This window comes from Curtobacterium sp. AB451 (assembly GCF_050585845.1).
Classification (GTDB): Bacteria; Actinomycetota; Actinomycetes; order Actinomycetales; family Microbacteriaceae; genus Curtobacterium.
In genome coordinates this window covers 445,768-467,834 of record NZ_JBOBQG010000002.1, presented here as the reverse complement: position 1 = coordinate 467,834, position 22,067 = coordinate 445,768, and the positions used below count along the sequence as shown (strand labels likewise).

The following is a 22,067-nucleotide window of genomic DNA, read 5'->3' as shown; positions in this document are numbered from 1 at the left end:
TCGGGCCGTGCTCCGACGCGTCCAGGCCAGTGTCCGCCGCATGCCCGCCGTGGCTCGGCTGCTGGCCCTCGCCTCGCTCCTGCTCGTCGCGGCCGCAGCGCACACCGGTGTCCGGTCCGGTGTGACCGACTGCGGCCCCGGCACGTACGGACCACCGTGCGGCACGAACGTGCTCTGGGTCCCGCTGGTGGTGGCCGGGGTGCTGCTCGCGGTGGTCGCCGGGTCGCCGAGTCATCTCTGGCCGCTCCCGTCGATCTGGCTGGTCGCCGCCCTGATCGCCGCCGCGACGGGGCAGGTCGGGAGCCCCGCGTTCCTCGTCGCCGCCCTGGTGGGCGGGACACTCGCGCTCGCCGCGGCGATCGTGGTCGACGCACTCCCCCGCCTCCGCGCCGGACGGCGCGGACCACGACCGTGAGCGGGCACCGGACGGGAGGCGCGGGGCCGGGCCCGCACCGTCCCTCCAGTCCGCCCGTGGGCGGGGTCCCGGAACGCGACCTGCGTCGGTTCCTCGCCGACAGCACGCCGGTGGCCGCCGGCGGCCGCGCCATCCTGCTCCAGATCGCGGACCCCGTGGTCGCAGCGGGGGTGCGGCGGCACTCGGACTTCGCGCGACGACCGCAGCAGCGGCTCGCCCACACCCTCATGTTCGTGTACGCGGTGGTCGTCGGCACCGAGGCCGACGCAGCCGTCGCCGCCTCGTTCGTGACGCGCGCGCACCGACCGGTCGCCGGCGCCGACGACGTGGACCGGCAGCTGTGGGTGGCCGCGACCCTGTACGACTCCGCGATGCACGCCCACGAGCTGTTCGGCACACCCGCCGGACCGGAGGTCGCCGAGCGCGTGCTCGCCGCCTACGCCCCGATCGGCACGGCACTGCGGGTACCAGCGGACCGGTGGCCCGCGACGGTGGCGGACTTCGAGCGGTACTGGACGCGCACGCTCGCCGGGCTCCGCGTCACCGACGACGCCCGTGGTGTCGTGCGCGACCTGCTGCACCCGCGGTTCGCGCCGCTGTGGGTGCGGGCCGCCATGCCGCTCGTGCGGGTCGTGACGGTCGGGATGCTCCCGGATGCCCTCCGGTCGCAGTACGGGTTCGCGTGGGGGCCGCGCGAACAGCGGCGCTTCCGGCGGACCGTTCGTCTGGTCCGGGTCGTCCGGGCGGTCGTCCCGGGGTGGCTGCTGCGGCTGCCGGGGCCGCTGCTCCTGCGGGCGATGCGGCGCCACGCGGCCGGGGCTCAGCCGGCCAGGACCCGGATCGCGTAGTCGCCGACCATCACCACGTCCCCGGGGCGGGCGACGACCTGCGCGCCGCCCACGCTCGGTTCCTGCGCGCCGGACGCCCGGACCACGACCGTGCCGTTCGCGGAGCCGAGGTCCTCGACCACGAGCCCGCCGTCGCCCGTCGGCCGGATCGCCGCGTGCTCGCGCGACACCGAACGACCCGGGTCGTCGAGCAGCACCGCTCGCCGCCCCGGCGCCGTCGCGACCCTGCGCCCGAGGACCACCGGCTGGTCGAGCGGCACCACGTTGCCCGGTGCGACCTCGAGGACGAGGCGGGGGACCACGCCGATCGTCGGCAGCGGCTGGTCGGTGTGCACAACGGCATCGGGCTCACGGTCGGACACCGGAGCGCTCGGCAGCACCCACGCTCGCGACAGGTGCCCGGCCTGTCGATCGCGCTCGACCTCGGCGCTCGTCACGACCGGACGCTCCGGCGCCCCCTCGTCCCTGCGACGTCGTGCCACGGTGTACCCCTCGTTCTGGTTCTTGTCCCCACCTGGTGCGAGATGCAACGGAATCAAGTATCGTCGAACCGCCGGGGGGCTCCCGGTACATCAAATACCGCATCGGGAGGGTATGCACATGGCAAACGTCAACGTCACCTACGACGATCTCCGCAACCAGGCTTCGCAGCTGCGCAACGGCCAGAAGTCCATCGAGGACCAGCTGACCCAGCTCAAGAGCCAGATCGACAACCTCGTGTCGTCGGGCTACGTCACCGACAAGTCGTCGAAGGCCTTCGACGCGACGTACTCGGAGTTCAACTCCGGCGCGACGCAGACGATCCAGGCGATCGACGGCATGGCCGGGTTCCTCGAGAGCGCGGCGAACACGCTCGAGTCGACGGACGAGCAGCTCGCTTCGAGCATCGGCTAGTCAGGACCAGCACGACGGTGGCCGGCGCCCGGGGGTGCCGGCCACCGCTCTCGCCGCAGGGGCGGCGAGCTCTCACAGCGAGGCATGAACCCGGGGGAAGAGGAAGACAGTGTCAGGCGGGACCCTGCGCTACCAAGGCGCGAAGATGGAGTCGCTCTGGAGCGACCTCAGTGCGGTGAAGCACGAGTTCGACAACGCAGATCAGCACTCTGGAGACGCAGCCGATGCTGTCGGCCATCCCGAGCTCGCCAGGCGGATCCGGTCCTTCTCCTCGGGGTGGGACAGCCACCGCCGCGAACTCAGCGAATCGATCGAGAAGCTCGCGAAGATGGCGCTCAACATCGACAACGCGTTCGACGACTCGGAGACCGAGCTCGTGAAGTCCATCGCGGGTGAGCAGTGAGTGCGCTCGTGGCGGGTCCGTCCGGTGACCCGAGCGCGGTCCAGGCAATGGCGCGCCAGTACCACCAGGTGGCCTCAGCTATCAGCGGTGCCGCGAGCACGTTGCGACGACTCGATGGATCCGACTCGGAGAGCAAGGCGGTCACGGCCTTCCTCAAGAAGGCCGGGGATCTCGCCGACAAGCTCGGCCGTGCCGAAGGTCGTTACTCGGGCACGGGCGACGCGCTGAACGAGTACGCCGGAGCACTGTCGACCGCGATCGACGAAGCATCGTCTGCCAGCCGCCTGCACGACCAGAGCCAGACAGAGGCTCAGTCCTCTACCCGGTCGCAGGACCAGTACCAAGACCTCGCCAACTCCTCGACCGACCCAGACCAGCAGCAGGAGTTCCAGACTCTTTCGGACACGCAGCGAAGCAGGGCCGAGAGTGCTCACGCGGAGGCGGCGCGCGCAGCGGGCATGATGCAGTCCGCGCTCGAGGGACTCGAGACCGCGGCGCAACGCGCGATTGCCAAGATCGACGACAGTGTGGACGACGGTCTCGACGACGGCGCATGGGACAACTTCAAGCAGTGGATGAAGGACAACGACGAGTGGATCTCGGTGGTCCTCAAGGTCGTCCAGTTCGCCGGGACGGTCCTTGCGATCGCCGCGCTCCTCTTCCCGCTCACATCGTGGCTCGGCGCAGCTGCACTCATCCTCATGGCGGCAGCGACCGTCGGTGACTCCGCGAAGGCTGCTGCCGGGACCGGTTCCTGGGCGGACGTCGGTCTGGACTTCATCGGACTCGCAACGTTCGGTGCCGGGAAGCTCGCCGTGTCAACTGCACGAGCTGCGACGGCGGAGGTCGGCATGTCGCGCGTGGGTGGTCTGGTCCGCGGCGGTGATGACGTCGCGAACGCAGTTGTCCGGGTGAACCGCAGTTTCAACCGGATCGCAACCGAGGGGATCCGCCCCTGGTACCGCTTCGCAGCGGCGGGAGACGAGGACATCGCCCAGATGGCGCAGTGGATCGCCCGCTCCCGCGTCGGTGCAGCGGGACAGAGTGCCGAAGCAGTCGAGCGGTTGCAGTTCTGGATCCGCACGGGCACGGGTCTCGGATGGACCGGCATGGGTCTCGACGGCGCCGGCTGGCTCAAGGACTACGTGCCGGCGTGGAACTCGCTGGTGCGGAGGACGACCTTGCCGATCGGCGCCTCGTGGTGACCGCCGCACAGGACATCTCGTCGTACGCGATGGCAGTACCTGCGGGGTGGGTCCACATCCCGATCGGCGACCGGGCAAGCATGCTCGACGTCATCGGTTCGGTCGTCGAGGACAGTGCCGACAACTCCTGGAGAGCGTCGGTCGGCTCCCTCTTCGACACCGCCCTCGCGAGTGATCCGAACGGCCGCTTACTTGACACGTACATGACACAGGGCCCGTTGCCGGGGACTGCGATCGCTGCCAGCATCACGGTCGCCCGCGTCGAGGTCGTGCCGTCCGATGACCACGGCGTGGAGGAACTGCTCCTCGCGCGACTCACGATGGACGGAGCCCGAGTTCGGTCGATCGGCGGCTCTGTCGGCGTCGTGAGCACGACGCTCGGGGACTCGGAACGAACTGTCGAGGACAGCGCCGAGGTGCTAGCGCGGGAGACAGCACTTCTGCAGGTGCCGGGGCAGGATGCATTCGTGCTCGCCCTCGTCTTCAACGTCGTGACCGACACCGGTGGCGATCGTCCGGGAGCCGAGTCCGAGCGCAACGTCGTCCACGCTTTGTCGGATCTGTTCGACGCGATGCTCGGCACGTTCCGATGGGTCGATCACACCGGAGCCGTTGTCCCTCCCGCGGAGGCACACGAAGCATGGTGAGCCAGGTCGCCAGCGGCGTGGTGATCGGGGACGTCGGCAGCGAATGGATCATTCCTCCTGGTAAAGAATCGTTCGGCACCGCCCACGAGCTGCACGAGTGGGCTGCCTCGACAGCGCGAGAGCGTACCGCGGAGCGACCACAGGCAGCGGAGTGGCTGGCCATGTCCCTCGCAGCCATCGCAGCGTCGACACCGGACTCGGAGCTTCGCGCCCTGTACCTCCCATCCCTGACAGCCGATCTCGCCATCGTCCGGGTCCTGGCTGTCGAACGGGACAGCGCCCCCGTTGATCTTGCCGAAGTCGTGGGCGCAACCGACCCGGCCGCCGTCGAACCACCAGTCCTCGAGGGTTTCGAGACCGCGGCGTTCGGTCCAGGCGTCCGTTCGGTCCGGTTCCTCGTCGCAGCGGACGACCGGACACTCACCGGGGTCGTGACGTACGCCTTCGACGTCGCCGGGATCGTGGTCCGAGTGTCGTACGCGGACACCGATCTGACCCGACTCACCGAACTCGCCGATCCGGTCGACCGTTTCGTGTCCGCCCTCAGGCTGCAATACGGTGGTCCAGCGGCCGTCGTACCGAAATGAAGGAGCCTGATGCGCATTTCAGTCCCGGGAACGGCGGAAGCATGGCTGCCGATCCCCAATGATCTGGGCGGTCTGTCGACGAAGAAGATCATGAAGTGGGCGCAGCCGACGGTTCGTGACCTCCTTCCAGGACGCCTCTTCAGCCCACACCCGAAGCAGATGTTCTTGCAGACGCTGCTCGGATCTGTCGCTCAGATCTCGTCGCCCGTCGAGCAGTACTTCGTGCATCTCGCCGAGCTCCCGGATGAAGTCCTCATGGTCCGAGTGCGATGGGCCGAGGCAGGTTCAAGCCTCGACGAACGACTCGAGGAGTTCGTCGGCCCAGGAGACAGCCAGGATGTGACGGTCGGGGCCCCGGAGCCATCGACCATCGCACCTGGGGTCGAAGGTCTCCGAGCGCCACTCGAACGGCGCGGCAGCTCGGCAGGGTGGGTCGCGTCCTTCCCCGTGGGAGACCTCGCGGTGCAGCTCCGAGTCGACGTCCCGCCCGAGTACCTCGAAGACTTGCAGCCCGACATCGAGAACCTGGCCCAGGCGCTTCGCGCAGCATGACCCGAGCAGGGCAATGGAAGGCGTTCTTCCGAGACGCGTTGATCATCGCGGTGATCGGGGTCGGTGTCTCGTTGCTCCCCGGCAAGTACGATCTCGGCCCGTGGGCCGGCGCAACCGCTTGGACAGTCCGGTACGTCGAGTGGGCGGTGACGTTGTGCATCGCGATCCTCGTCGGCAGCCGTCATCTCAGACGGCGGTCTCGGCAGCCCGGTCGGCGGATGCGCTGAGGGAGGGGCAAGTTCAACGCGATCGAACGGCGGATCCGTTCTTCCCTCGACCGACTCATGTCTTCCTCGACGATTGCGGAATCGACCGGGCAACCGAGAACGGAGCGCACGTGACGGGACTCGACCACGTCGATGGTCAGATAAGGCCGCAGATCCACTTCGCAGTCGGTTGCGCGAGAGATGATCCGGATCGATCACGATGGCCACGACTTGGCGGTCGTGCAGTCGTCATTCCGGCTCGCGCAGGACATCTCCGTGCGATGAGTCAGACTGCTCGCAGCGGCATTGCTCGGGCAACGACGCTGACCGGGAACCACCGAGAGGTCGGACGCGGTGCAGTGGAGGGACAGGGATGATCCGCCTGCTCTGGAACTACAACCGAGCCTGGACGCTGCTCGATGACGAGGGTCAGATCGACGACGTCACCGACGCAGCGGTGGAGCACGCTCTCGCGCAGGCGAAGCAGCGGCCGAAGCGTCGAGAACGCACGGTGCTCCGAACGGTCGTGCGCGACATCGCCGCTTTCCAGACCGCGGCGAAGGCGGAGACCTGCTTCGTGCTCTCGACCACGGCGCCGACGGTCCGAGCGATCGCGTACGCGGTCGTGCACACCGTCGCCGGCGTCGACCGCGCGGACACCTTCATCGACGACGCTCGTGCACCGCGGGCGTCCGGCATCGGCGACGCCAGTGTCGGCACACTGGATCTGCCCCTCGGCAGAGCAACGCTCGTGGAGATGCGGGAACGCAGCACCGGCGGCCGGGGGCGGCCGGTGATGCAGGTCGTTCGTGCGATCATCCCGATCGTCGACGGCCTGAACGCGCTCACGGTGGTCGTGTCCTTCTTCGTCCCGGACGAGAACGACAGCGCCCTCGCTCGGCCCATGCTCGACGAGCTTCTGCGCGATGTGCGTGTCGATTGGGCGTGAGCGTCGTCGCTGACGACTGCCGAAGTGACCGGGCAACCGAGAACGGAGAGCATCTGATGGGACTCGAATTCGACTACGTCAACGCCTGGACGAAGTTCATCGAGGGCGACCCGACCACCACCGGGCGCGCCGCGACAGCGAACGTGATCAGTCACCTCCAGTGGCCGGTCCCGAAGCGCCTGGAATCGTCGCTCGAATCGACCATGACCAAACTGGCGCAATTGCGGGACGAGGTCGATGCCCACGACTTCTTCGTCCTGACGACGGACGCTCCGACGGTCGAGGTACTCGCGTACACGGTCATCCAGTACTTCCCTGGGTTGGATCCTGCTGCCCAGGCGGTCGACGACGCACTGCTCCCGCTCGCCGGACGAACCGGCGATCCCGATGTGTCGACCTGCGTGACGGCGCTCGGCCCGGCCACGCGCATCCTCGACCGGGCGAAGACACCAGGACGCTCACTCCTGCGCCGTGCGGTCCCGGCCACGACGATCCGCTGGGTGCAGCCGATCCCGCAGCTGCCCGACCCGCTGACCGCGGTGCTGACAACCTTCATCCCGAAACGTGCCGACGAGTCGTTCGCTGCTCCACTGGTCGACCAGTTCGCGCTCGGGCTGGTGCTCAACCCGGACTCCCAGTGACGCAATGACGACAACCGCACCACCAAGGAAGCCATGACACGACGACGCCCCCTCACGCCCGGACGCCGCTGGGCCGCATTCACCCGCGACACGGTGATCGTGCTCGCGATCGGTGTCGGCGTCTCACTCCTCCCAGGAGGCAAGTACGACACGGGCCCCTGGGACGGACCGACCGCGTGGCTCATCCGGTACATCGTGTGGGCGTTCGCGCTGGTCGTCGGCGTCAGCATCGGGAGCCGCCACCTGCGGTCATCCCGTCGAGCGCGTGGCGGACGATGACGACCCGTCCGGACCGATGTCCAGACGCTGCGCAGGTCGGTGTCACCCCATCGGGAAGATGACCCCGAACACGATGACGACCGCGATGATCGCCAACAAGCACCCCGCAAAGATGAACGCGAAGAGCTTCACGAGCGACCGCTCCCAGTAGCGGGTGGCACCCGGTACCAACTGCTCGATCTTCTTCGCCTTGCTCGGCAAACGCGTCCGAGCACGCAGCACCCCGCTGATCTCGCGGATCCTCGGCGTGGTCCAGTTCCAGGAGTCGATCCTGATCCGACGCCTGCGGCGACCGCCGTGGACGATGAAGAGGATCTCGTTGACGGGCCAGTTGTCGAACGCCGACCGAAGGCAGCGAAGGTCCGCGTCCCGCGGGAGGAGTCGGCGCCGGACGATCCCTCGGAACTCGACCGCATCGTCGGTGATCCGGATCGTCGCGACCCTGCGGTGCCACACGGCGAGGCCGATCGCCGGCCACACCATGACCGCGTAGAGCGCACCGTAGAACGCCAGGCCGATCGCGGCGCTCCTGCCAGCAGGGAAGAGCACGACGATGCCGCCGATCAGTGCACAGAGCGCTGTCGGCCCCAGACCGCCGAAGATGATCCGCCACTTGGAGAGCTGCACCGGACTGAACTCCAGGATCTCCGGTGGGGCGTCGTGCACAGCACGAAGGATAGCGACCCGCCGCGCTGAGCCTGCAACCGCGCGCATGGGTGAGCTGCCCCGCTCCCCCGCACCGCGCCTCCAGCCCGACCGCTCATCCACAAGCCGGGCGCAACCCGGCCTGCACGTCGCAGGAACCTGCGAGAATCGACCCATGAGCGGCAGCACGACGCTGCGGGGGGCCTCGACGGGGTGCTCCGCGACGACCAGGACCCACGACGTGGCAGGTGCCGCGTGCGCCTGACGTTCACCGCGACCCACCTGCCGACCGACGCCACCGCGGACTTCGTGGTCGAGTGCGACGAGGACACCGTCCTCGGCGAGGTCGTCGAGATCGTCGCCCGCCGCTTCGGCCTGAGCGCCGAGTCCATCGTCGAGGTCGCGGTCGACGCCGTCCCGACGACCCCGCACGCCCGGCTCGGTGACGGTGTCCTGCTCGAGGGGTCCCGCCTGACCTTCGGTGCCCCCGCACCGGTCCTGCCGCTGCCGTCCGACCTGCCGAGCGTCCGCATCGTGGGTGGACCCGGTGCCGGCACGGTCGTGGTGCTGGACGCCGGCATCGCACACGTCGGTTCCGCTCCCGACGCCACGGTGCACCTGCCGGACCGGACCGCGCCCGAGTACGCGGCGATCCTGCGCCTCGACCTCAACCGGCGGTTCTCGATCATCCCGACGCGCGATTCTCGCGTCCTCCTCGACGGCACAGAGCTCGACGAGGAGACGCCCGTCGAGCCCGGCAGCGTCGTCACGATCGGCGACACGCTGCTGTCGGTCGCGGTCCCGGACGCCGACCGGGCGGCGATCACGCTGACGCCAGGTGGCGGGACGCTCGACTACACCCGGCCGCCGCGCCTGCTGCCGGAGGAGACCCCGACGGTCTTCAAGCTGCCGGCGACGCCGGGGCAGCAGTCGCGCCGCTCCATCCCGATCATCGCGGCGCTCGCACCGCTCGGCATGGCGGCGGTGATGATCTCGATCTTCCACAACGTCGCCTACCTTGCCTTCGGCCTGATGTCCCCGATCATCATGTTCGGCAACGCCTGGTGGGACCGCCGCAACGGCAAGAAGACGCACCGGCAGCGTGTCGCCGAGTACGAGGAAACGAAGAAGGCGGTCGAGGCGGACGCCCTGGAGGCGGTGGTCCGGTACCAGCGCGAGTCACGCACCAGCGCGCCCGATCCTGCGACGGTGCTCGACATCGCCCTGCGCCGTCGCGCCCGGCTGTGGGAGCGTCGGCGGACCGACCCGGACTACCTGACGCTGCGCGTCGGCACGGCGGACGTACCGTCGGGCGTCGTGCTCGAGGACCCGGCAGCGCTGGAGCACCGGCGTGCGGTGGACAAGCTGGCCGAGGACGTGCCGGTCGTGGTCGACCTCGGCGAGCACGGCGTGGTCGGTGTCGCCGGCCGCGACGAGCACACGAGGCACCTCACGTCGTGGCTCGTGGCGCAGCTCGCGGTGCTGCAGAGCCCGCGGGACACCCAGTTCGTGGTGCTCACCGACGCGCAGTCCGCCGACGAGTGGGCCTGGCTGCGCTGGGTGCCGCAGGCCCGACCGGGGTTCGGGCAGGACGCCGTCATCGCGATCGGCAACGACGCCGAGACGCTCGGCGCTCGGGTGGCCGAGATCGGGCAGCTCATCGACGCACGGCAGCGGGCGATGCGCGAGTCGAACGTCCGGGGGATCCCCGGTCCCGACGTGGTCGTGGTGCTCGACGGCGCTCGACGGCTGCGCGCACTGCCGGGCCTGATCCGCATCCTCAAGGAGGGCCCCGCGGTCGGTGTCCGGGCGATCTGCATCGAGGAAGAGGCCCGTCTGCTGCCCGAGGAGTGCTCGGTCGTCGTCACGGTGGGTCCGGAGCGCATCCGCGTCGCCGCCCAGCGTCAGGCGACGGTGACCGACGTCCGACCGGACCGCATCCCGGACGGCTGGTTCGAGACCGTCGCCCGGGCGGTGGCGCCGATGGTCGACGCCGACGACGAGAGCGATGCCGGTGGGCTCCCGTCCTCGTCGCGACTGCTCGACGTGATGCTGCTCGAGCCGCCGACTGCGCGGGCGATCACCGGTGGGTGGAACGTGCGTGCGCGCACCACCGAGGTGGTCGTGGGCGAGAGCCTCGACGGCCCGTTCGCGTTCGACCTCCGCAAGGACGGCCCGCACGGCCTGGTCGCCGGCACGACCGGGTCGGGCAAGTCCGAGCTCCTGCAGACGATCGTCGCGTCCCTGGCGGCGACGAACACCCCGGAGGGCATGAACTTCGTCCTCATCGACTACAAGGGCGGTGCGGCGTTCCGCGACTTCGCGCCGCTGCCGCACACGGTCGGCATGGTCACGGACCTCGACACGCACCTGGTCGAGCGCGCCCTCGAGTCGCTCGGCGCCGAACTCCGCCGCCGCGAGCACCTGCTGGCCGACGCCGCCGCGAAGGACATCGAGGACTACGTCGACCGGCTCGTCCGCGGTGAGCCCCTGCCACCGATGCCGCGCCTGCTCATCGTGATCGACGAGTTCGCGAGCCTCGTGCGCGAGCTCCCGGACTTCGTCACCGGCCTGGTGAACATCGCGCAGCGGGGCCGGTCACTCGGCATCCACCTGATCCTCGCCACGCAGCGTCCGACGGGTGTGGTGTCGAACGACATCCGCGCGAACACCAACCTCCGCATCGCGCTCCGGGTCACGGACTCGAGCGAGAGCACCGACGTCATCGACGCCGGCGACGCGGCGCAGATCCAGAAGAGCACACCCGGCCGCGGGTACATCCGGCTCGGCGCCGGTGCGCTGCTGCCGTTCCAGGCCGGTCGGGTCGGCGGACGGCGTCCGGGGCTGTCGACCGGACGCAAGCAGGTCTGGGCCGGAACCGTGACGTGGTCGTCGCTCGGCACCACTCCGCCGGCACCACCGAAGTCGAAGGAACTGCAGGCCGAGGAACGCACCGACCTGCAGGAGCTGGTCGGTGCGGTGGCCGAGGCGGCGACCGAGCTCGGTGGACCGGCTCCCTACCGTCCGTGGCTCGACGCCCTGCCGGAGACGCTGCTCTTCACCGACCTGAACGACCGGGCGTGGGAGCTCGACGACAGCAGCACGACCGACGCCCGGGTCGGCCCACTGCCCTTCGCGCTGCAGGACTTCCCGGCCGAGCAGGCGCAGCGGGTCCGGAGCCTCGACCTCGACTCGGACGGGCACCTCTACGTGGTCGGTGCTCCGCGGAGCGGTCGGTCGCAGGTACTCCGCACGATCGCCGCCGCGGTCGCCCGGAACACCTCGGCTGCCGACGTCCACGTGTACGCGCTCGACTGCGGCAACGGTGCGCTGCTGCCGATCCAGGCCCTCCCGCACGCCGGCGCCGTGGTGCAGCGCGTGCAGACCGAGCGCGCGCAGCGGCTCCTCACGAAGCTCACCCAGGAGCTCGCCCGCCGGCAGCAGGTCCTCGCCGACGGCGGGTTCGCGAGCATCGTCGAGCAGCGTGCCGCCGCGGTCGTCCCTTCCGACCGGCTGCCCCACATCGTGTTCATGCTCGACCGGTGGGAAGGGTTCGTCGGCTCGCTGGGCGAACTCGACCACGGTGCACCGACCGACCAGGTGATGACCCTCCTGCGCGAAGGGGCGAGCGTCGGCATCCACCTGGTGGTCACCGGGGACCGTCAGCTCCTGTCGAGCCGGATGGCGACCCTGGTCGAGGACAAGCTCGTCCTCCGGCTCTCCGACCGCGGCGACTACGGCCTCGCGTCGCTCAACCCGCGCAAGCTGCCGGAGCAGGTCCCGGACGGACGGGCGTTCGCGTCGGAGTCCGCCACCGAGACGCAGATCGCCCTGCTCGCCGCCGCCGGCACGGGCCAGTCGCAGGCTGCGGCGATCACCGCCCTCGCGACCTTCGCGACCGAGCGCGACCGCGCGGTCGAGCGTGCGCGTCGGCCGTTCCGCGTCGACCAGCTGTCCGGACCGGTGCCGTTCGACCGGGCGTGGGAGATGCGCGACGACGACGCGGAGCTGTTCGGCCTCGTCGGCATCGGCGGCGACGACCTCACCGCCATCGGGCCGGACCTCGCGGCCGCGGGCTCGTTCGTCGTGGGCGGTCCCGCGAAGTCCGGTCGGAGCTCCGTCCTGCTCTCGATCGCACGGTCGGTGCTGCGCGAGGGGGGCGAGATCGTGCTCGTCACCCCGCGGCAGTCACCCCTGCGCGCCCTCGCGTCCGAGCCCGGCGTCCTCGGCGCGCACGAGGGTGCCGACGTCACCGAGGACGACCTCGCGCCGCTGTTCGACGGACAACCCGGCCGCCGGGTCCTCGTCATCGACGACGCCGAGCTCGTCAAGGACGCACCCGCGAAGAGCTGGCTGCAGGGCTTCGTGAAGAGCGCGGCGGACAACGGGCAGGCCATCGTCGCGGCGGGGCTGACGGCCGAGTTCGGCGTGGGCTTCACGGGCTGGCAGGTCGACATGAAGCGGCGTCGGTCCGGGGCACTCCTCAGCCCGCAGACGATCACCGAGGGCGACCTGCTCGGCATGCGCCTGCCGCGCAGCAGCATCGTCGAACGCGTGCAGGTCGGTTCTGCCCTCGTGCACCTCGGCGACGGCGAGCTGGTGTCGGTCCAGGTGCCGGTTCCCTGATCTCGCGGCAGTTCTTGTCACACTGACAAATACCGTGGTACGGTCGGGTCATGGCAGTCGAACTCAGCACCCGGACCACCCGGGGCACCCAGGCGACACCGACGTTCTCCACCATGCGGTTCCCCGCCGGTGAAGCACACGTCAAGGTCGCACACGACGCCGACGCGGGGGACCTCATCGAGATCGCGACCCTGCGCGGCACGAACGGTGACGACCTCCTCATGCTCGGCATGTGGGCGGACGCCGTCCGGCAGCGCGGATCCCGGTCCGTCGCACTCATCCCCTACCTGCCCGGCGCCCGGCAGGACCGCGGGCTCCCGTTCGGGGCGAAGGTCTACGCCGACGTGGTCAACGGCTTCGGGATCGACCAGGTCATCGCGTTCGACCCGCACTCGCCGGTGATCGTGGACCTGCTGGAGCGGCTCACCGTGGTCACGAGCGAGACGGTCGTCCGCGACCACGTCGTCGCCGGGTCGGACTACAGCGGGATCATCGCCCCCGACAAGGGCGCCGTCGCACGCGCGACCGCCGTCGCCGAGGCCTGCGGGTTGCCGGTGTTCCGTGCCGAGAAGCACCGCAACCCGGACACCGGCAAGCTCGACGGGTTCACCTGCGAGCCGCTTCCCGAGACCGGACGACTGCTCGTGGTCGACGACATCTGCGACGGCGGCGGGACGTTCATGGGCCTTGCCGGCGCCACCGGCCTGCCGAAGGAGCGCCTCGGCCTCTGGGTCTCGCACGGCGTCTTCTCCGGTCGGGCCCCGCAGCTCGCCGAGCACTTCGGGGAGATCGTCACGACGGACTCCTACCCCGCGCAGAACGCCATCGAGGGCCTGCGCACGATCGAACTCACCCCCACCCTGACGGAGCAGATCCGATGACCGCGACCGAACCGACCACCACCGACACGACGACGACCGGCCTCGAACCGCGCATCACGACGGCGAGTCCGATCGCACCACTGCTGGCGGTCGACGGCTACAAGCACTCGCACCGGCAGGTCTACCCCGCCGGCACCACGCGGATCCTCATCAACTGGACGAACCGCTCGAACGCGCACATGCCCGAGTCGACCCACGCGGTCGTGTTCGGCCTGCAGGCGTTCATCCAGCGCTCGCTCGTCGAGGCGTGGGCACCGTTCTTCGCGGCCGACGAGGACGAGGTCGCCGACCTGTTCGAGCAGGCGCTCCAGGGGTACTTCGGGCCGAACCACATCGGCACCGACCACGTCCGGGCGCTGCACCGCCTCGGGTACCTGCCGCTCGAGATCCGGGCGCTGCCCGAGGGCACGCTCGCGCCGATCGGTGTCGCCACCCTGACCGTCGAGAACACCGTCGACGAGTTCTTCTGGCTGCCGAACTACATCGAGACCGCGCTCTCGGCCTCGATCTGGCACCCGTCGACCGTCGCCACGACGGCGCTCGAGTACCGCGACCTCATGGAGGACTGGGCCGCCCGCACCGGTGCCGACCCGGCCAGCATCGACTTCGCCGCGCACGACTTCTCCTTCCGGGGCCAGTCGAGCATCGAGTCGGCTGCGGCCGGTGGTGCCGGGCACCTGCTCTCGTTCCTCGGCACCGACTCGATGCCGTCGCTCGACTTCATCGCCCGCTACTACCCGGGCGACAACGGCTGGGTGGCCGCGAGCGTCCCGGCCACCGAGCACAGCGTGATGTGCGTGCGCGGCGCCGACGGCGAGCTGGCGACGTTCGAGCAGATCCTCGACGTCTACCCGACGGGCATCGTGTCGGCGGTCAGCGACGGCTTCGACCTCTTCAAGGTGGTCACCGAGACGCTCCCGGCGCTCAAGGACCGCATCACCGGCCGCGACGGCAAGCTCGTCATCCGGCCGGACTCCGGCGACCCGGTCGACATCGTCACGGGCACCGTGCACGGGGTCGACACCGCTGCGCTGAGCGACCCGGCCCGCAGCCACGAGGAGAAGGGCGTCGTCGAGCTCCTCGACGAGATCTTCGGCCACACCGTGAACGACCAGGGCTTCAAGATCCTCGACCAGCACATCGGCGTGATCTACGGCGACAGCATCACCCTCGACCGTGCCCGCCGCATCTACGAGCGCCTCGCCGCCAAGGGGTACGCGAGCGACAACATCGTGCTCGGCATCGGGTCGTACACGTACCAGTACATGACCCGCGACAACCTCGGCAGCGCCGTGAAGGCGACATGGGCACTGGTGGACGGCGAGCCCGTCGACATCCAGAAGGACCCGAAGACCGGCAGCGGCAAGAAGAGTGCGAAGGGGCGGATCGCCCTGCACCGCGACGAGACGGGCGAGATCCGGCAGACCGACCAGGCCACCGCCGACGACGAGGCGACCAGCCTGCTCCAGCCGGTGTGGGTCGACGGACGCTTCACGCGCCTCCAGTCCTTCGCCGACGTGCGAGCGACCCTCAGCCGCGCACGCGCCGAGCGCGCGACCCGTCGGGCGTCGGCGTGACCGACGCCCCCTCGGCGGCCCGCGACCAGCCGCTCATCGCGATCGACGTCGTCCCGGTGTCGTTCACGACGGGCGACGGGTTGCGGGTCGCCACCGCGCGTCGGCAGTACGCGCCGTATGCGGGCCAGGAGGCGCTGCCCGGCGTGCTCCTGGACGGTCCCGAGATCCTCGCCGACGGTGCACTGCGCGCCCTGCGCACCAAGGCCGGGACCGGCCCGACGGCGGTGCGCCACATCGCGCAGGTCGGTGCGTTCGACGGACCCGACCGCGATCCGCGGAGCGCCGCGATCAGCATCGCGTTCCTCGCCGTCGTCGACGCGCTCGCGGGTCCGGATGCGACCTGGCACGGCGTGGACGCGCTCCCGCTCGGCCTGCCCTTCGACCACGACCGGATCGTCGGCTCCGCGCTCGAGCACCTCCGGCTCCGGCTCTGGTCGGACCTGCCGCTCACCCGCGCGCTGCTCGGCGAGCGCTTCACCACCGCGGACGCGAGTCGGCTCCGGGCAGCGGTCACCGGCACGGCCCCGGACCCCGGCAACCTCAACCGGATGCTCCGGTCGAACCCCGCGCTCACACGGGTCGACGCCCCTGCGAGCGCCGGGCCCCGCGGCGGACGTCCCCCGGCAGCCTGGGCGTGGCTGGACTGAGCGCGGTTGGGTGGAGGCATGTCCTCCTCCCTGTCCGGTGACGACTCCCTGCACCTGCCCGAGTTCGACGCACCCCCGGCCTCGCCGCTCGACCTCGCCCGGCAGTGGCTGGACGCCGCCGACGACCGCGACGTCTCCGAGCCGAAGTCGATGACTCTCGCCACTGCCGGGGCGGACGGCCGCGTGTCCGCCCGCACGGTCGACGTGAAGCGGCTCGACGACCGCGGGCTCGTCTTCGGGACCTCGACGCTCAGCCCCAAGGGTCGCCAGCTCGCCGAGAACCCGCACGCGGCGCTCCAGGTGTACTGGCGCGAGACCATGCAGCAGCTCCGCTTCGAGGGGCGTGCCGTGCAGCTGTCCGACGCCGAGTCGGACGCGCTGTTCGCCGACCGGTCGCCGAAGTCCCGTGCCGCCACCGCGATCGCCGACCAGTCCGCCGTCCTCGAGCCGCGGACGCTCGCGGACCTGATCGACGACGCGAACGTCCTGCTCGACGAGACCGACGACGACGTCCCGCGGCCCGAGGGCTGGGTGGCGTGGCGGCTCGAGCCGGACATCGTGGAGTTCTGGCACGGCAGCCGCGACCGGATGCACCGACGGCTGCAGTACGTGCTCGCCGACGGCGCCTGGTCGGCGACGCGGCTGCAGCCGTAGCGCGCGTAGCGGCCCGCTACGCCCGACGTCGAACCACGGAACCGACATCGAACCAGCCGCTCGCGCTGGTTCGATGTCGGATTCCTGGTTCGCCGCGCCGCGCCGAGCCGCGCCGCGCCGAGCCGCGCCGAGCCCGAGCCCGGCCGCGCCCGCGCCTACCGGGCGATCGGGTTCGGCATCGCCCCCGCCCGGATGAGTGACGACGACTGGTCCGCCAGGTCGACCATGGACAGCGTGTTCCGCAGCTGCAACCGGTTCAGGCACGAGTGCTCGAAGGCCGGCACCCGCAGGTCCAGCGGCCGACGGCGCTCCGGGTGTGCGGCGGCGTGCGCATCGACGCACTCCGCCACCACCTGCCAGAACCGAGACTCCGGCAGCACCCCGTCGTCGTCGAGGATCGCCGCGACGAAGCGCAGCACCCCGTCGAACACGTCGGTGAACACCGCGAGCGCCGCCTCGTCGTCGTCGACCGGGTGCACGATGCGCTCGATGTCGGCGGGCACCGGGCGGTCGTCGTGCCGCCCGAGCACCGCGACCTCCTCGCCGATGTCCTTCATCAGCGCGCGCACGACGACCCCGTCGCGGACGACGAGCACGAGGTTCTCGCCGTGCGGCATGAACACCAGGTCGTGCACGGTCAGGCAGTGCACGACGGGCAGCAGGTACGCGTCGAGCCAGCGCCGCACCCACTCGTCGGCCGGCAGGCCCGACGCCTCGATCAGCGCCGACACGACGGCGTCACCCGAGGCGTCCCGGTGCAGCAGCGCGGCCATGGTCATCAGCCGCTCGCCCTCGGCCACCCGCGGCAGCGGGCTCTCCCGCCACAGCGCCGCGAGCATCTTCCGCTGCGGTGCGGGCACGTCGACCCGGTGGTGGGCGTCCCCGGTGTAGCCGATCGCCGCGTGTTCCCGGAGGACCGAGAACCCGGCGCCGGCCAGTGTCTCGTCCGCGGACACGAGCGTCGCGACCCAGTCGTTCACCGCCGGGGTGTTCCGCATGTACGCGGGCGACATCCCCCGCAGGAACCCCATGTTCTGCACCGCGAGCGCCGTCTTGACGTACGAGCGCCCCGGGTGGGAGCGGTCGAACGCCGTCCGGATCGACTGCTGCGGCTGGTACTCGTCCGGCCCCTCGCCGAGGTCGACCAGGTCCTGCCGCCCGAGGTCCGGCGCGAACGTCACCGCGATCCGGTGCTGCCACTGCCAGGGGTGCACGGGGATCCAGACGTAGTCGTCCGGATCGAGTCCCCGGGACACCAGGACGGCCCGGAACCCCGCGGTGGTCGCCGGGTCGAGCTCGGCCGCCCAGTGGTCGCGCTCGGTGCGGTCCGCGGCGAGCGCGAGGTGCGTGCAGGCCCGGCGTGCCGCGAGCCAGCGGTAGCGGAACCGACCGCCGGCCTCGGGCGCGTAGGCGCGGTACTCGTCGAGCCCGAACCCGATCCGCCCGTTCGCCGCCACGAACGCGGGGTGCCCCTCGGTCATCGCCGACTCGACGTCCTGGAACGACGCGACGACGGCGTCCGGACCGGTCGTGCGGCCGCGGGCGAGCTGGGCGGCGGACGGACCGCCACGCCGGCGCTTCGCGGCAGCGCTGGCGAGGGTCGAGGCGATCTCGTCCTGGTAGGTGCCGAACAGCGCATCGGGGATCCCGAGGACGTCCCGGAGTTCGAGCACGAGGTCCTGCGCGCTGAGCGGTGCCGCGGCACCGGAGCGGGTGCGGGTCAGCGACGCCTCGTCGATCGACCAGTGCTCGAGCAGGTGCCGCCGTGCCCGGAACCGGTAGGTCGACTCCCCCGCGTCGAGCCGCCACCCGGCGCCGTCGGCCTGCGGGGCGACCAGGCGCTCGTGCGTGAACTCGGCGATCGCCTTCGCCACGAGGTGCCGTTCGGCGGGCGCGAGGTGCTCCGGTCGGAGGTGCGCCGCGGGGCCGTCGTCGTCCGGCACCCCGATCCGGTCGGTGTCGAGCACGGACAGCAGGGCGCGCTTGCCGTCGACGTCGACCTCGCGGAGCACCCGGAACCCGACCTCGGCGTTCTTCGCGTGCACCGCGGTGTTCCGGACGTCGGGCTCGACGACGACGCGGCGCGCTCCGAGGACGTCGCGGCAGTGTTCCACGACCGTCCGCATGACGGCGCTCGTCAGGCCGTGCACGCGGCCCTCGGTCGGCGGTGGGGCGAGGAGCAGGTGCATGCCCACGTCGCCCGGTCGGGCGGCGAACACGTCGGTCAGCAGGACCCGCGCCGGGTCGTACGTCTCGGCGAGGAAGACCGGGACGCCGTCTCGGCGGCCGAGCCACGCCGCCTGCGCGGGGTCGGCCTGGACCCCCGCGAGGTACGTGCGCACCGCGTCGACGTCGAGGTCCCCCATGCCCCACCACGTGGACGCGGGGTGGGCGAGCCACGACCGGACGAGCGCGGCGTCACGGTCCGGGTCCACGGGTTCGACGGCCAGGAGGCGCGGCTCGGCCCCGGCATCGGGCGTCACGTCGGGCAGCGTGGTCGCGTCGACGGTCATGCGGACGCCTCCGCGTGCTCGCGCACGCGCCGGGGCGGCGCGCCGTCCGGGGCACGGCCCGGTGCCGTGCAGCGGGCCGAGGCGGGCAGGCCGAACTCCTGGAAGGCGATCCGCGCCTCCAGGCCGTAGACGGTGCGTCCGGTGACGGACCGGAGGATCGACGCGTTCCGCCACGCGCCCATGCCGAGGTCGGGCGCGGTGAGCCCGTGCGTGTGCTCCTCGGCGTTCTGCACCCAGATGCGGCCGCCCAGGGTGTCGACGTGGTGGTCGCGTGCGACCGCCAGGCGACCCCGCGCGTCCCGCGCGACGAGGTGCTCCACCGGGTCGAGGAAGTCCGTGGCCCGGGGGCGGTACCCGGTCGCGAGGACCAGGCGGTCGACCTCGTGCGTGTACGTCTCGCCGAGCTGCTCGTGGCGGAGCGTCAGCCGGTACGTGCCCCGGTCGGCGAGCCACTCGGCGTCGACGACGCTCGTCTCGGTGCGGAGCGACGTCGGGACCGGGCCCCGCGCGCTGAGTCGGTACAGCTGGTCGTACAGCGCGTCGACGAGGTCCGCGCTGATGCCCTTGTAGAGCCCGCGCTGCTCGCGGCCCAGGCGGTCCCGCACGGCCTCGGGCAGGGCGTGGAAGTGGTCCGTGTACTCGGGGCTCGTCATCTCGAGCGTGAGCTTCGTGTCCTCCATCGGGAAGAACCGCGGCGACCGGGTGATCCAGTCGAGCCGGTACCCGTCGTGCCGGGCGTCCTCGAGCAGCTCGCGGTAGACCTCGGCGGCGGACTGGCCGCTGCCGACGACGGCGATGCTCCCCGCTGTCCGCAGGGCCTCGCGGTTCGGCAGGAACTCGGCGGAGTGGACGACCGGGCCGGAGAGGTCCGCCAGCGGTGCGGGTACGGCCGGCTCGGTGCCGATGCCGACGACGACGTGTCGTGCGCGGTACGTCTCGGGACCCTGATCGGTCTCGGCGTGCACCGTGAAGCAGTCGGTCGCCGGGTCGTGCTCGACGGCCGTCACCCGGCGTCCCCAGCGGAGCGTGTCCAGGCGGTCGGCGGCCCACCGGCAGTAGGCGTCGTACTCGCTGCGCAGGGGGTGGAAGTCCTCGCGGATGGAGAACGGGTAGAGCCGCCCCGTCTCCTTGAGCCATGCGAGGAACGAGAACGGCGAGGTCGGGTCCGCCATCGTCACGAGGTCGGCCAGGAACGGCACCTGGATCGTGGCGTCGTCGAGCATCATGCCGTGGTGCCAGGCGAACCCGTCGGCGGCGTCGAGGAACACCGCGTCGAGGTCGTCGAGCGGGTCGGCGAGGCAGGCGAGCCCGAGGTTGAAGGGTCCGATGCCGATGCCGACGACGTCGTGGACGGGGCGGTCGGCGGTCCGGCGGGTGTCGGCGGCGGTCATCGCGCGGCTCCTTCCGGTGCGGCGGTCGTCGCGCGGACACGTGCCGCCGTGGCCGCCACGTGCTCGAGTGCCGTGCGCAGCTGGTCCGTCGTCGTCCCGGGGTCGAGCAAAGTGAGCTTGTTGCACGGCCGACCGGCGATCACGGTCTTCGCGATGAGCACCCGTCCCTCGGCGAGGAGCGCGGCACGGATCGGGGCGACCAGGGCGTCGGCGTCGGCGTCGGTCACGCCGGCGGGCTGCCACCGGAAGAGCACGGTGCTGAGGTCGGTCGGCGCGACGAGCACGAGGTCCGGGTGCTCGTCGACGATCGCGTGCGTCGCGGCGGCGAGGTCGATCACCTGGTCGAACGCCCGGCCGATCGCCCCGGCCCCGGTCGCCCGCAGCGTCGCCCAGAGCTTCAGCGCGTCGAACCGCCGGGTCGTCTGCAGGGACTTGTCGACCTGGTTCGGCTCGGCGGCGTCCTCGGGGTTGAGGTAGTCCGCGTACCAGGCGGTCCGCCGGAGGTCGGCGGGGTCACGGACGACCAGCGCGCTCGACGACACCGGCTGGAAGAACGACTTGTGCATGTCGGCCGTGACGCTCCGTGCGCGCTCGATGCCGGCGAGCAGGTGCCGCCGGGTCGGGGACACCAGCAGCCCGCAGCCGTACGCGGCGTCCACGTGCAGCCAGACGTCCTCGAGGTCGCACACGTCGGCGATCGCCTCGAGCGGGTCGATCACGCCGCGGTCGGTCGTGCCGGCCGTGGCGACGACGGCCATCGGCGTGCGGCCGTCGTGTCGCGCGGCGACGATCGCCTCGGCGAGGGCCGCCGCACGCATCCGGCCGGCGTCGTCGGTGGGGACGTCGACGACGGCGTCGTCGGCGAGGCCCAGCAGCCGGCAGGACTTGCGGACGCTGAAGTGGGACTCGGCGGTGGCGAAGACGGTGAGCACCGGGGCCGTCCCGACCGCTGCTCTCGCTGCTTCTCGTGCCAGCAGCAGCGCCTGCAGGTTCGACTGGGACCCGCCCGAGGTGAACACCCCGTCACCGTCCGCGAACCCGATGCGCCCGGCCAGCCACGACACCACGTGCCGCTCGATGTCCGTCCCGATCCGCGACTGGTCCCAGGTGTCGACCGAGGTGTTCACGGCGGCGAGCACCGACTCCGCCGCGACCGCCGGCAGCGCGACCGGGCAGTTCAGGTGGGCGAGGGACGCCGGGTCGTGGAACCACACGGCCTCGCGGACGAACAGGTCGTCGAGCTCGGCGAGCGCCCGGTCGGTCCCGAGGGGCTCCGCGTCGAGGTCGACGGCGGCCACACGAGCCCGCAGGACGTCCGCCGGGGTGTCGGTCGTCGGCCGATCGACGGCGGCGATGCGGTCCGCGAGCCGGTCGACCGTCTCGGTCACAGCGGTGCGGTAGCGCTCGGCGTTGGCAGAGGTCAGCAATTCGATGAGGGCTGTCACGTTAGGTAAGGCTAACCTCACCTGGCGGCGATTGTCACGTGCAGCAGCACACCCCCGGGCCG

At 71.2% G+C, this 22,067-nt stretch carries 21 protein-coding genes; 16 read left to right on the top strand and 5 right to left on the bottom strand.

The genetic code is table 11. The features are described from left to right. Positions 1–7: 7 nt before the first annotated feature. Together ACQXVK_RS06080 and ACQXVK_RS06075 are read left to right on the top strand one after the other, a co-directional pair. Entirely contained in the window at positions 8–415 is a 408-nt protein-coding gene (locus ACQXVK_RS06080) for a hypothetical protein (RefSeq protein WP_022908336.1), read from the top strand. Positions 416–471: 56 nt separating this feature from the next. Then, positions 472–1,263, top strand: coding sequence for an oxygenase MpaB family protein (locus tag ACQXVK_RS06075; protein WP_402266886.1), 792 nt, complete (start codon positions 472–474; stop codon positions 1,261–1,263). On the opposite strand, the gene ACQXVK_RS06070 is transcribed toward ACQXVK_RS06075, so the two are convergent. Continuing rightward, entirely contained in the window at positions 1,236–1,793 is a 558-nt protein-coding gene (locus ACQXVK_RS06070) for an FHA domain-containing protein (protein WP_187290551.1), read from the bottom strand. The two genes, ACQXVK_RS06075 and ACQXVK_RS06070, sit on opposite strands and share 28 nt — an antisense overlap. A gap of 70 nt (positions 1,794–1,863) precedes the next feature. On the opposite strand from ACQXVK_RS06070, the gene ACQXVK_RS06065 reads away from it, so the two are divergent. The 9 genes from ACQXVK_RS06065 (at position 1,864) to ACQXVK_RS06025 (ending at position 7,626) form a co-directional block, all read left to right on the top strand. Then, the gene (locus ACQXVK_RS06065) at positions 1,864–2,157 is read left to right on the top strand and encodes a WXG100 family type VII secretion target (protein ID WP_022908339.1); all 294 of its coding nucleotides are present in this window, start codon (positions 1,864–1,866) and stop codon (positions 2,155–2,157) included. A gap of 109 nt (positions 2,158–2,266) precedes the next feature. Next, the gene (locus ACQXVK_RS06060) at positions 2,267–2,560 is read left to right on the top strand and encodes a hypothetical protein (protein ID WP_148287050.1); all 294 of its coding nucleotides are present in this window, start codon (positions 2,267–2,269) and stop codon (positions 2,558–2,560) included. Then, positions 2,557–3,765, top strand: a complete 1,209-nt coding sequence (locus ACQXVK_RS06055) for a putative T7SS-secreted protein (protein ID WP_022908341.1) — start codon at positions 2,557–2,559, stop codon at positions 3,763–3,765. The genes ACQXVK_RS06060 and ACQXVK_RS06055 overlap by 4 nt, the downstream gene beginning before the upstream one ends. Then, a complete protein-coding gene (locus ACQXVK_RS06050; protein WP_148287051.1) occupies positions 3,762–4,412 on the top strand; it encodes a hypothetical protein in 651 nt (216 codons plus the stop codon). Before ACQXVK_RS06055 ends, ACQXVK_RS06050 begins: the two co-directional genes overlap by 4 nt. Beyond that, complete coding sequence (locus tag ACQXVK_RS06045; protein WP_430853024.1) at positions 4,406–4,999, top strand: hypothetical protein; 594 nt, start codon at positions 4,406–4,408, stop codon at positions 4,997–4,999. Before ACQXVK_RS06050 ends, ACQXVK_RS06045 begins: the two co-directional genes overlap by 7 nt. Before the next feature lie 9 nt (positions 5,000–5,008). Further along, on the top strand, positions 5,009–5,551 hold the full coding sequence (locus ACQXVK_RS06040) for a hypothetical protein (RefSeq protein ID WP_430853022.1): 543 nt from the start codon (positions 5,009–5,011) through the stop codon (positions 5,549–5,551). Between the two features lie 579 nt (positions 5,552–6,130). After that, positions 6,131–6,706, top strand: a complete 576-nt coding sequence (locus ACQXVK_RS06035; RefSeq protein ID WP_022908346.1) for a hypothetical protein — start codon at positions 6,131–6,133, stop codon at positions 6,704–6,706. Beyond that, positions 6,697–7,347: a hypothetical protein gene (locus ACQXVK_RS06030; protein WP_430853021.1), complete on the top strand. Its 651-nt coding sequence runs from the start codon at positions 6,697–6,699 to the stop codon at positions 7,345–7,347. Before ACQXVK_RS06035 ends, ACQXVK_RS06030 begins: the two co-directional genes overlap by 10 nt. 33 nt (positions 7,348–7,380) lie before the next feature. Continuing rightward, positions 7,381–7,626: a hypothetical protein gene (locus ACQXVK_RS06025; RefSeq protein WP_022908348.1), complete on the top strand. Its 246-nt coding sequence runs from the start codon at positions 7,381–7,383 to the stop codon at positions 7,624–7,626. Positions 7,627–7,668: 42 nt separating this feature from the next. Here the strand turns inward: ACQXVK_RS06025 and ACQXVK_RS06020 are convergent, their stop codons facing one another. Then, positions 7,669–8,292, bottom strand: coding sequence for a hypothetical protein (locus tag ACQXVK_RS06020; protein ID WP_430853020.1), 624 nt, complete (start codon positions 8,290–8,292; stop codon positions 7,669–7,671). A gap of 234 nt (positions 8,293–8,526) precedes the next feature. On the opposite strand from ACQXVK_RS06020, the gene ACQXVK_RS06015 reads away from it, so the two are divergent. Genes ACQXVK_RS06015 through ACQXVK_RS05995 form a run of 5 tightly spaced genes read left to right on the top strand, consistent with a single transcriptional unit; the run spans position 8,527 to position 16,656 of the window. After that, positions 8,527–12,897, top strand: a complete 4,371-nt coding sequence (locus ACQXVK_RS06015) for an FtsK/SpoIIIE domain-containing protein (protein ID WP_430853019.1) — start codon at positions 8,527–8,529, stop codon at positions 12,895–12,897. Between the two features lie 50 nt (positions 12,898–12,947). After that, the gene (locus tag ACQXVK_RS06010; protein WP_430853018.1) at positions 12,948–13,778 is read left to right on the top strand and encodes a ribose-phosphate pyrophosphokinase; all 831 of its coding nucleotides are present in this window, start codon (positions 12,948–12,950) and stop codon (positions 13,776–13,778) included. Then, positions 13,775–15,355, top strand: a complete 1,581-nt coding sequence (locus ACQXVK_RS06005; RefSeq protein ID WP_430853017.1) for a nicotinate phosphoribosyltransferase — start codon at positions 13,775–13,777, stop codon at positions 15,353–15,355. Before ACQXVK_RS06010 ends, ACQXVK_RS06005 begins: the two co-directional genes overlap by 4 nt. Further along, complete coding sequence (locus ACQXVK_RS06000; RefSeq protein ID WP_430853016.1) at positions 15,352–16,002, top strand: hypothetical protein; 651 nt, start codon at positions 15,352–15,354, stop codon at positions 16,000–16,002. Before ACQXVK_RS06005 ends, ACQXVK_RS06000 begins: the two co-directional genes overlap by 4 nt. A gap of 18 nt (positions 16,003–16,020) precedes the next feature. Then, complete coding sequence (locus tag ACQXVK_RS05995; RefSeq protein ID WP_430853015.1) at positions 16,021–16,656, top strand: pyridoxine/pyridoxamine 5'-phosphate oxidase; 636 nt, start codon at positions 16,021–16,023, stop codon at positions 16,654–16,656. 155 nt (positions 16,657–16,811) lie between these two features. Here the strand turns inward: ACQXVK_RS05995 and ACQXVK_RS05990 are convergent, their stop codons facing one another. From ACQXVK_RS05990 to ACQXVK_RS05980, 3 genes are read right to left on the bottom strand one after another with little or no spacing between them, the layout of a single operon-like run. Next, the gene (locus ACQXVK_RS05990) at positions 16,812–19,169 is read right to left on the bottom strand and encodes a GNAT family N-acetyltransferase (protein WP_430853014.1); all 2,358 of its coding nucleotides are present in this window, start codon (positions 19,167–19,169) and stop codon (positions 16,812–16,814) included. Continuing rightward, positions 19,166–20,560 (bottom strand): lysine N(6)-hydroxylase/L-ornithine N(5)-oxygenase family protein, encoded by a 1,395-nt coding sequence (locus tag ACQXVK_RS05985; protein WP_430853013.1) that lies wholly within the window; start codon positions 20,558–20,560, stop codon positions 19,166–19,168. The genes ACQXVK_RS05990 and ACQXVK_RS05985 overlap by 4 nt, the downstream gene beginning before the upstream one ends. Further along, positions 20,557–22,005 (bottom strand): pyridoxal phosphate-dependent decarboxylase family protein, encoded by a 1,449-nt coding sequence (locus tag ACQXVK_RS05980; RefSeq protein WP_430853012.1) that lies wholly within the window; start codon positions 22,003–22,005, stop codon positions 20,557–20,559. Before ACQXVK_RS05980 ends, ACQXVK_RS05985 begins: the two co-directional genes overlap by 4 nt. Positions 22,006–22,067 lie beyond the last annotated feature (62 nt).

Coding starts and splice junctions, on each gene's coding strand:
- ACQXVK_RS06065 (WP_022908339.1), top strand. CDS start 1,864: ATGGCAAACGTCAACGTCACCTACGACGATCTCCGCAACCAGGCTTCG.
- ACQXVK_RS06045 (WP_430853024.1), top strand. CDS start 4,406: ATGGTGAGCCAGGTCGCCAGCGGCGTGGTGATCGGGGACGTCGGCAGC.
- ACQXVK_RS06040 (WP_430853022.1), top strand. CDS start 5,009: ATGCGCATTTCAGTCCCGGGAACGGCGGAAGCATGGCTGCCGATCCCC.
- ACQXVK_RS06035 (WP_022908346.1), top strand. CDS start 6,131: ATGATCCGCCTGCTCTGGAACTACAACCGAGCCTGGACGCTGCTCGAT.
- ACQXVK_RS06025 (WP_022908348.1), top strand. CDS start 7,381: ATGACACGACGACGCCCCCTCACGCCCGGACGCCGCTGGGCCGCATTC.
- ACQXVK_RS06010 (WP_430853018.1), top strand. CDS start 12,948: ATGGCAGTCGAACTCAGCACCCGGACCACCCGGGGCACCCAGGCGACA.
- ACQXVK_RS06005 (WP_430853017.1), top strand. CDS start 13,775: ATGACCGCGACCGAACCGACCACCACCGACACGACGACGACCGGCCTC.
- ACQXVK_RS05995 (WP_430853015.1), top strand. CDS start 16,021: ATGTCCTCCTCCCTGTCCGGTGACGACTCCCTGCACCTGCCCGAGTTC.
- ACQXVK_RS05990 (WP_430853014.1), bottom strand. CDS start 19,169: ATGACCGTCGACGCGACCACGCTGCCCGACGTGACGCCCGATGCCGGG.
- ACQXVK_RS05985 (WP_430853013.1), bottom strand. CDS start 20,560: ATGACCGCCGCCGACACCCGCCGGACCGCCGACCGCCCCGTCCACGAC.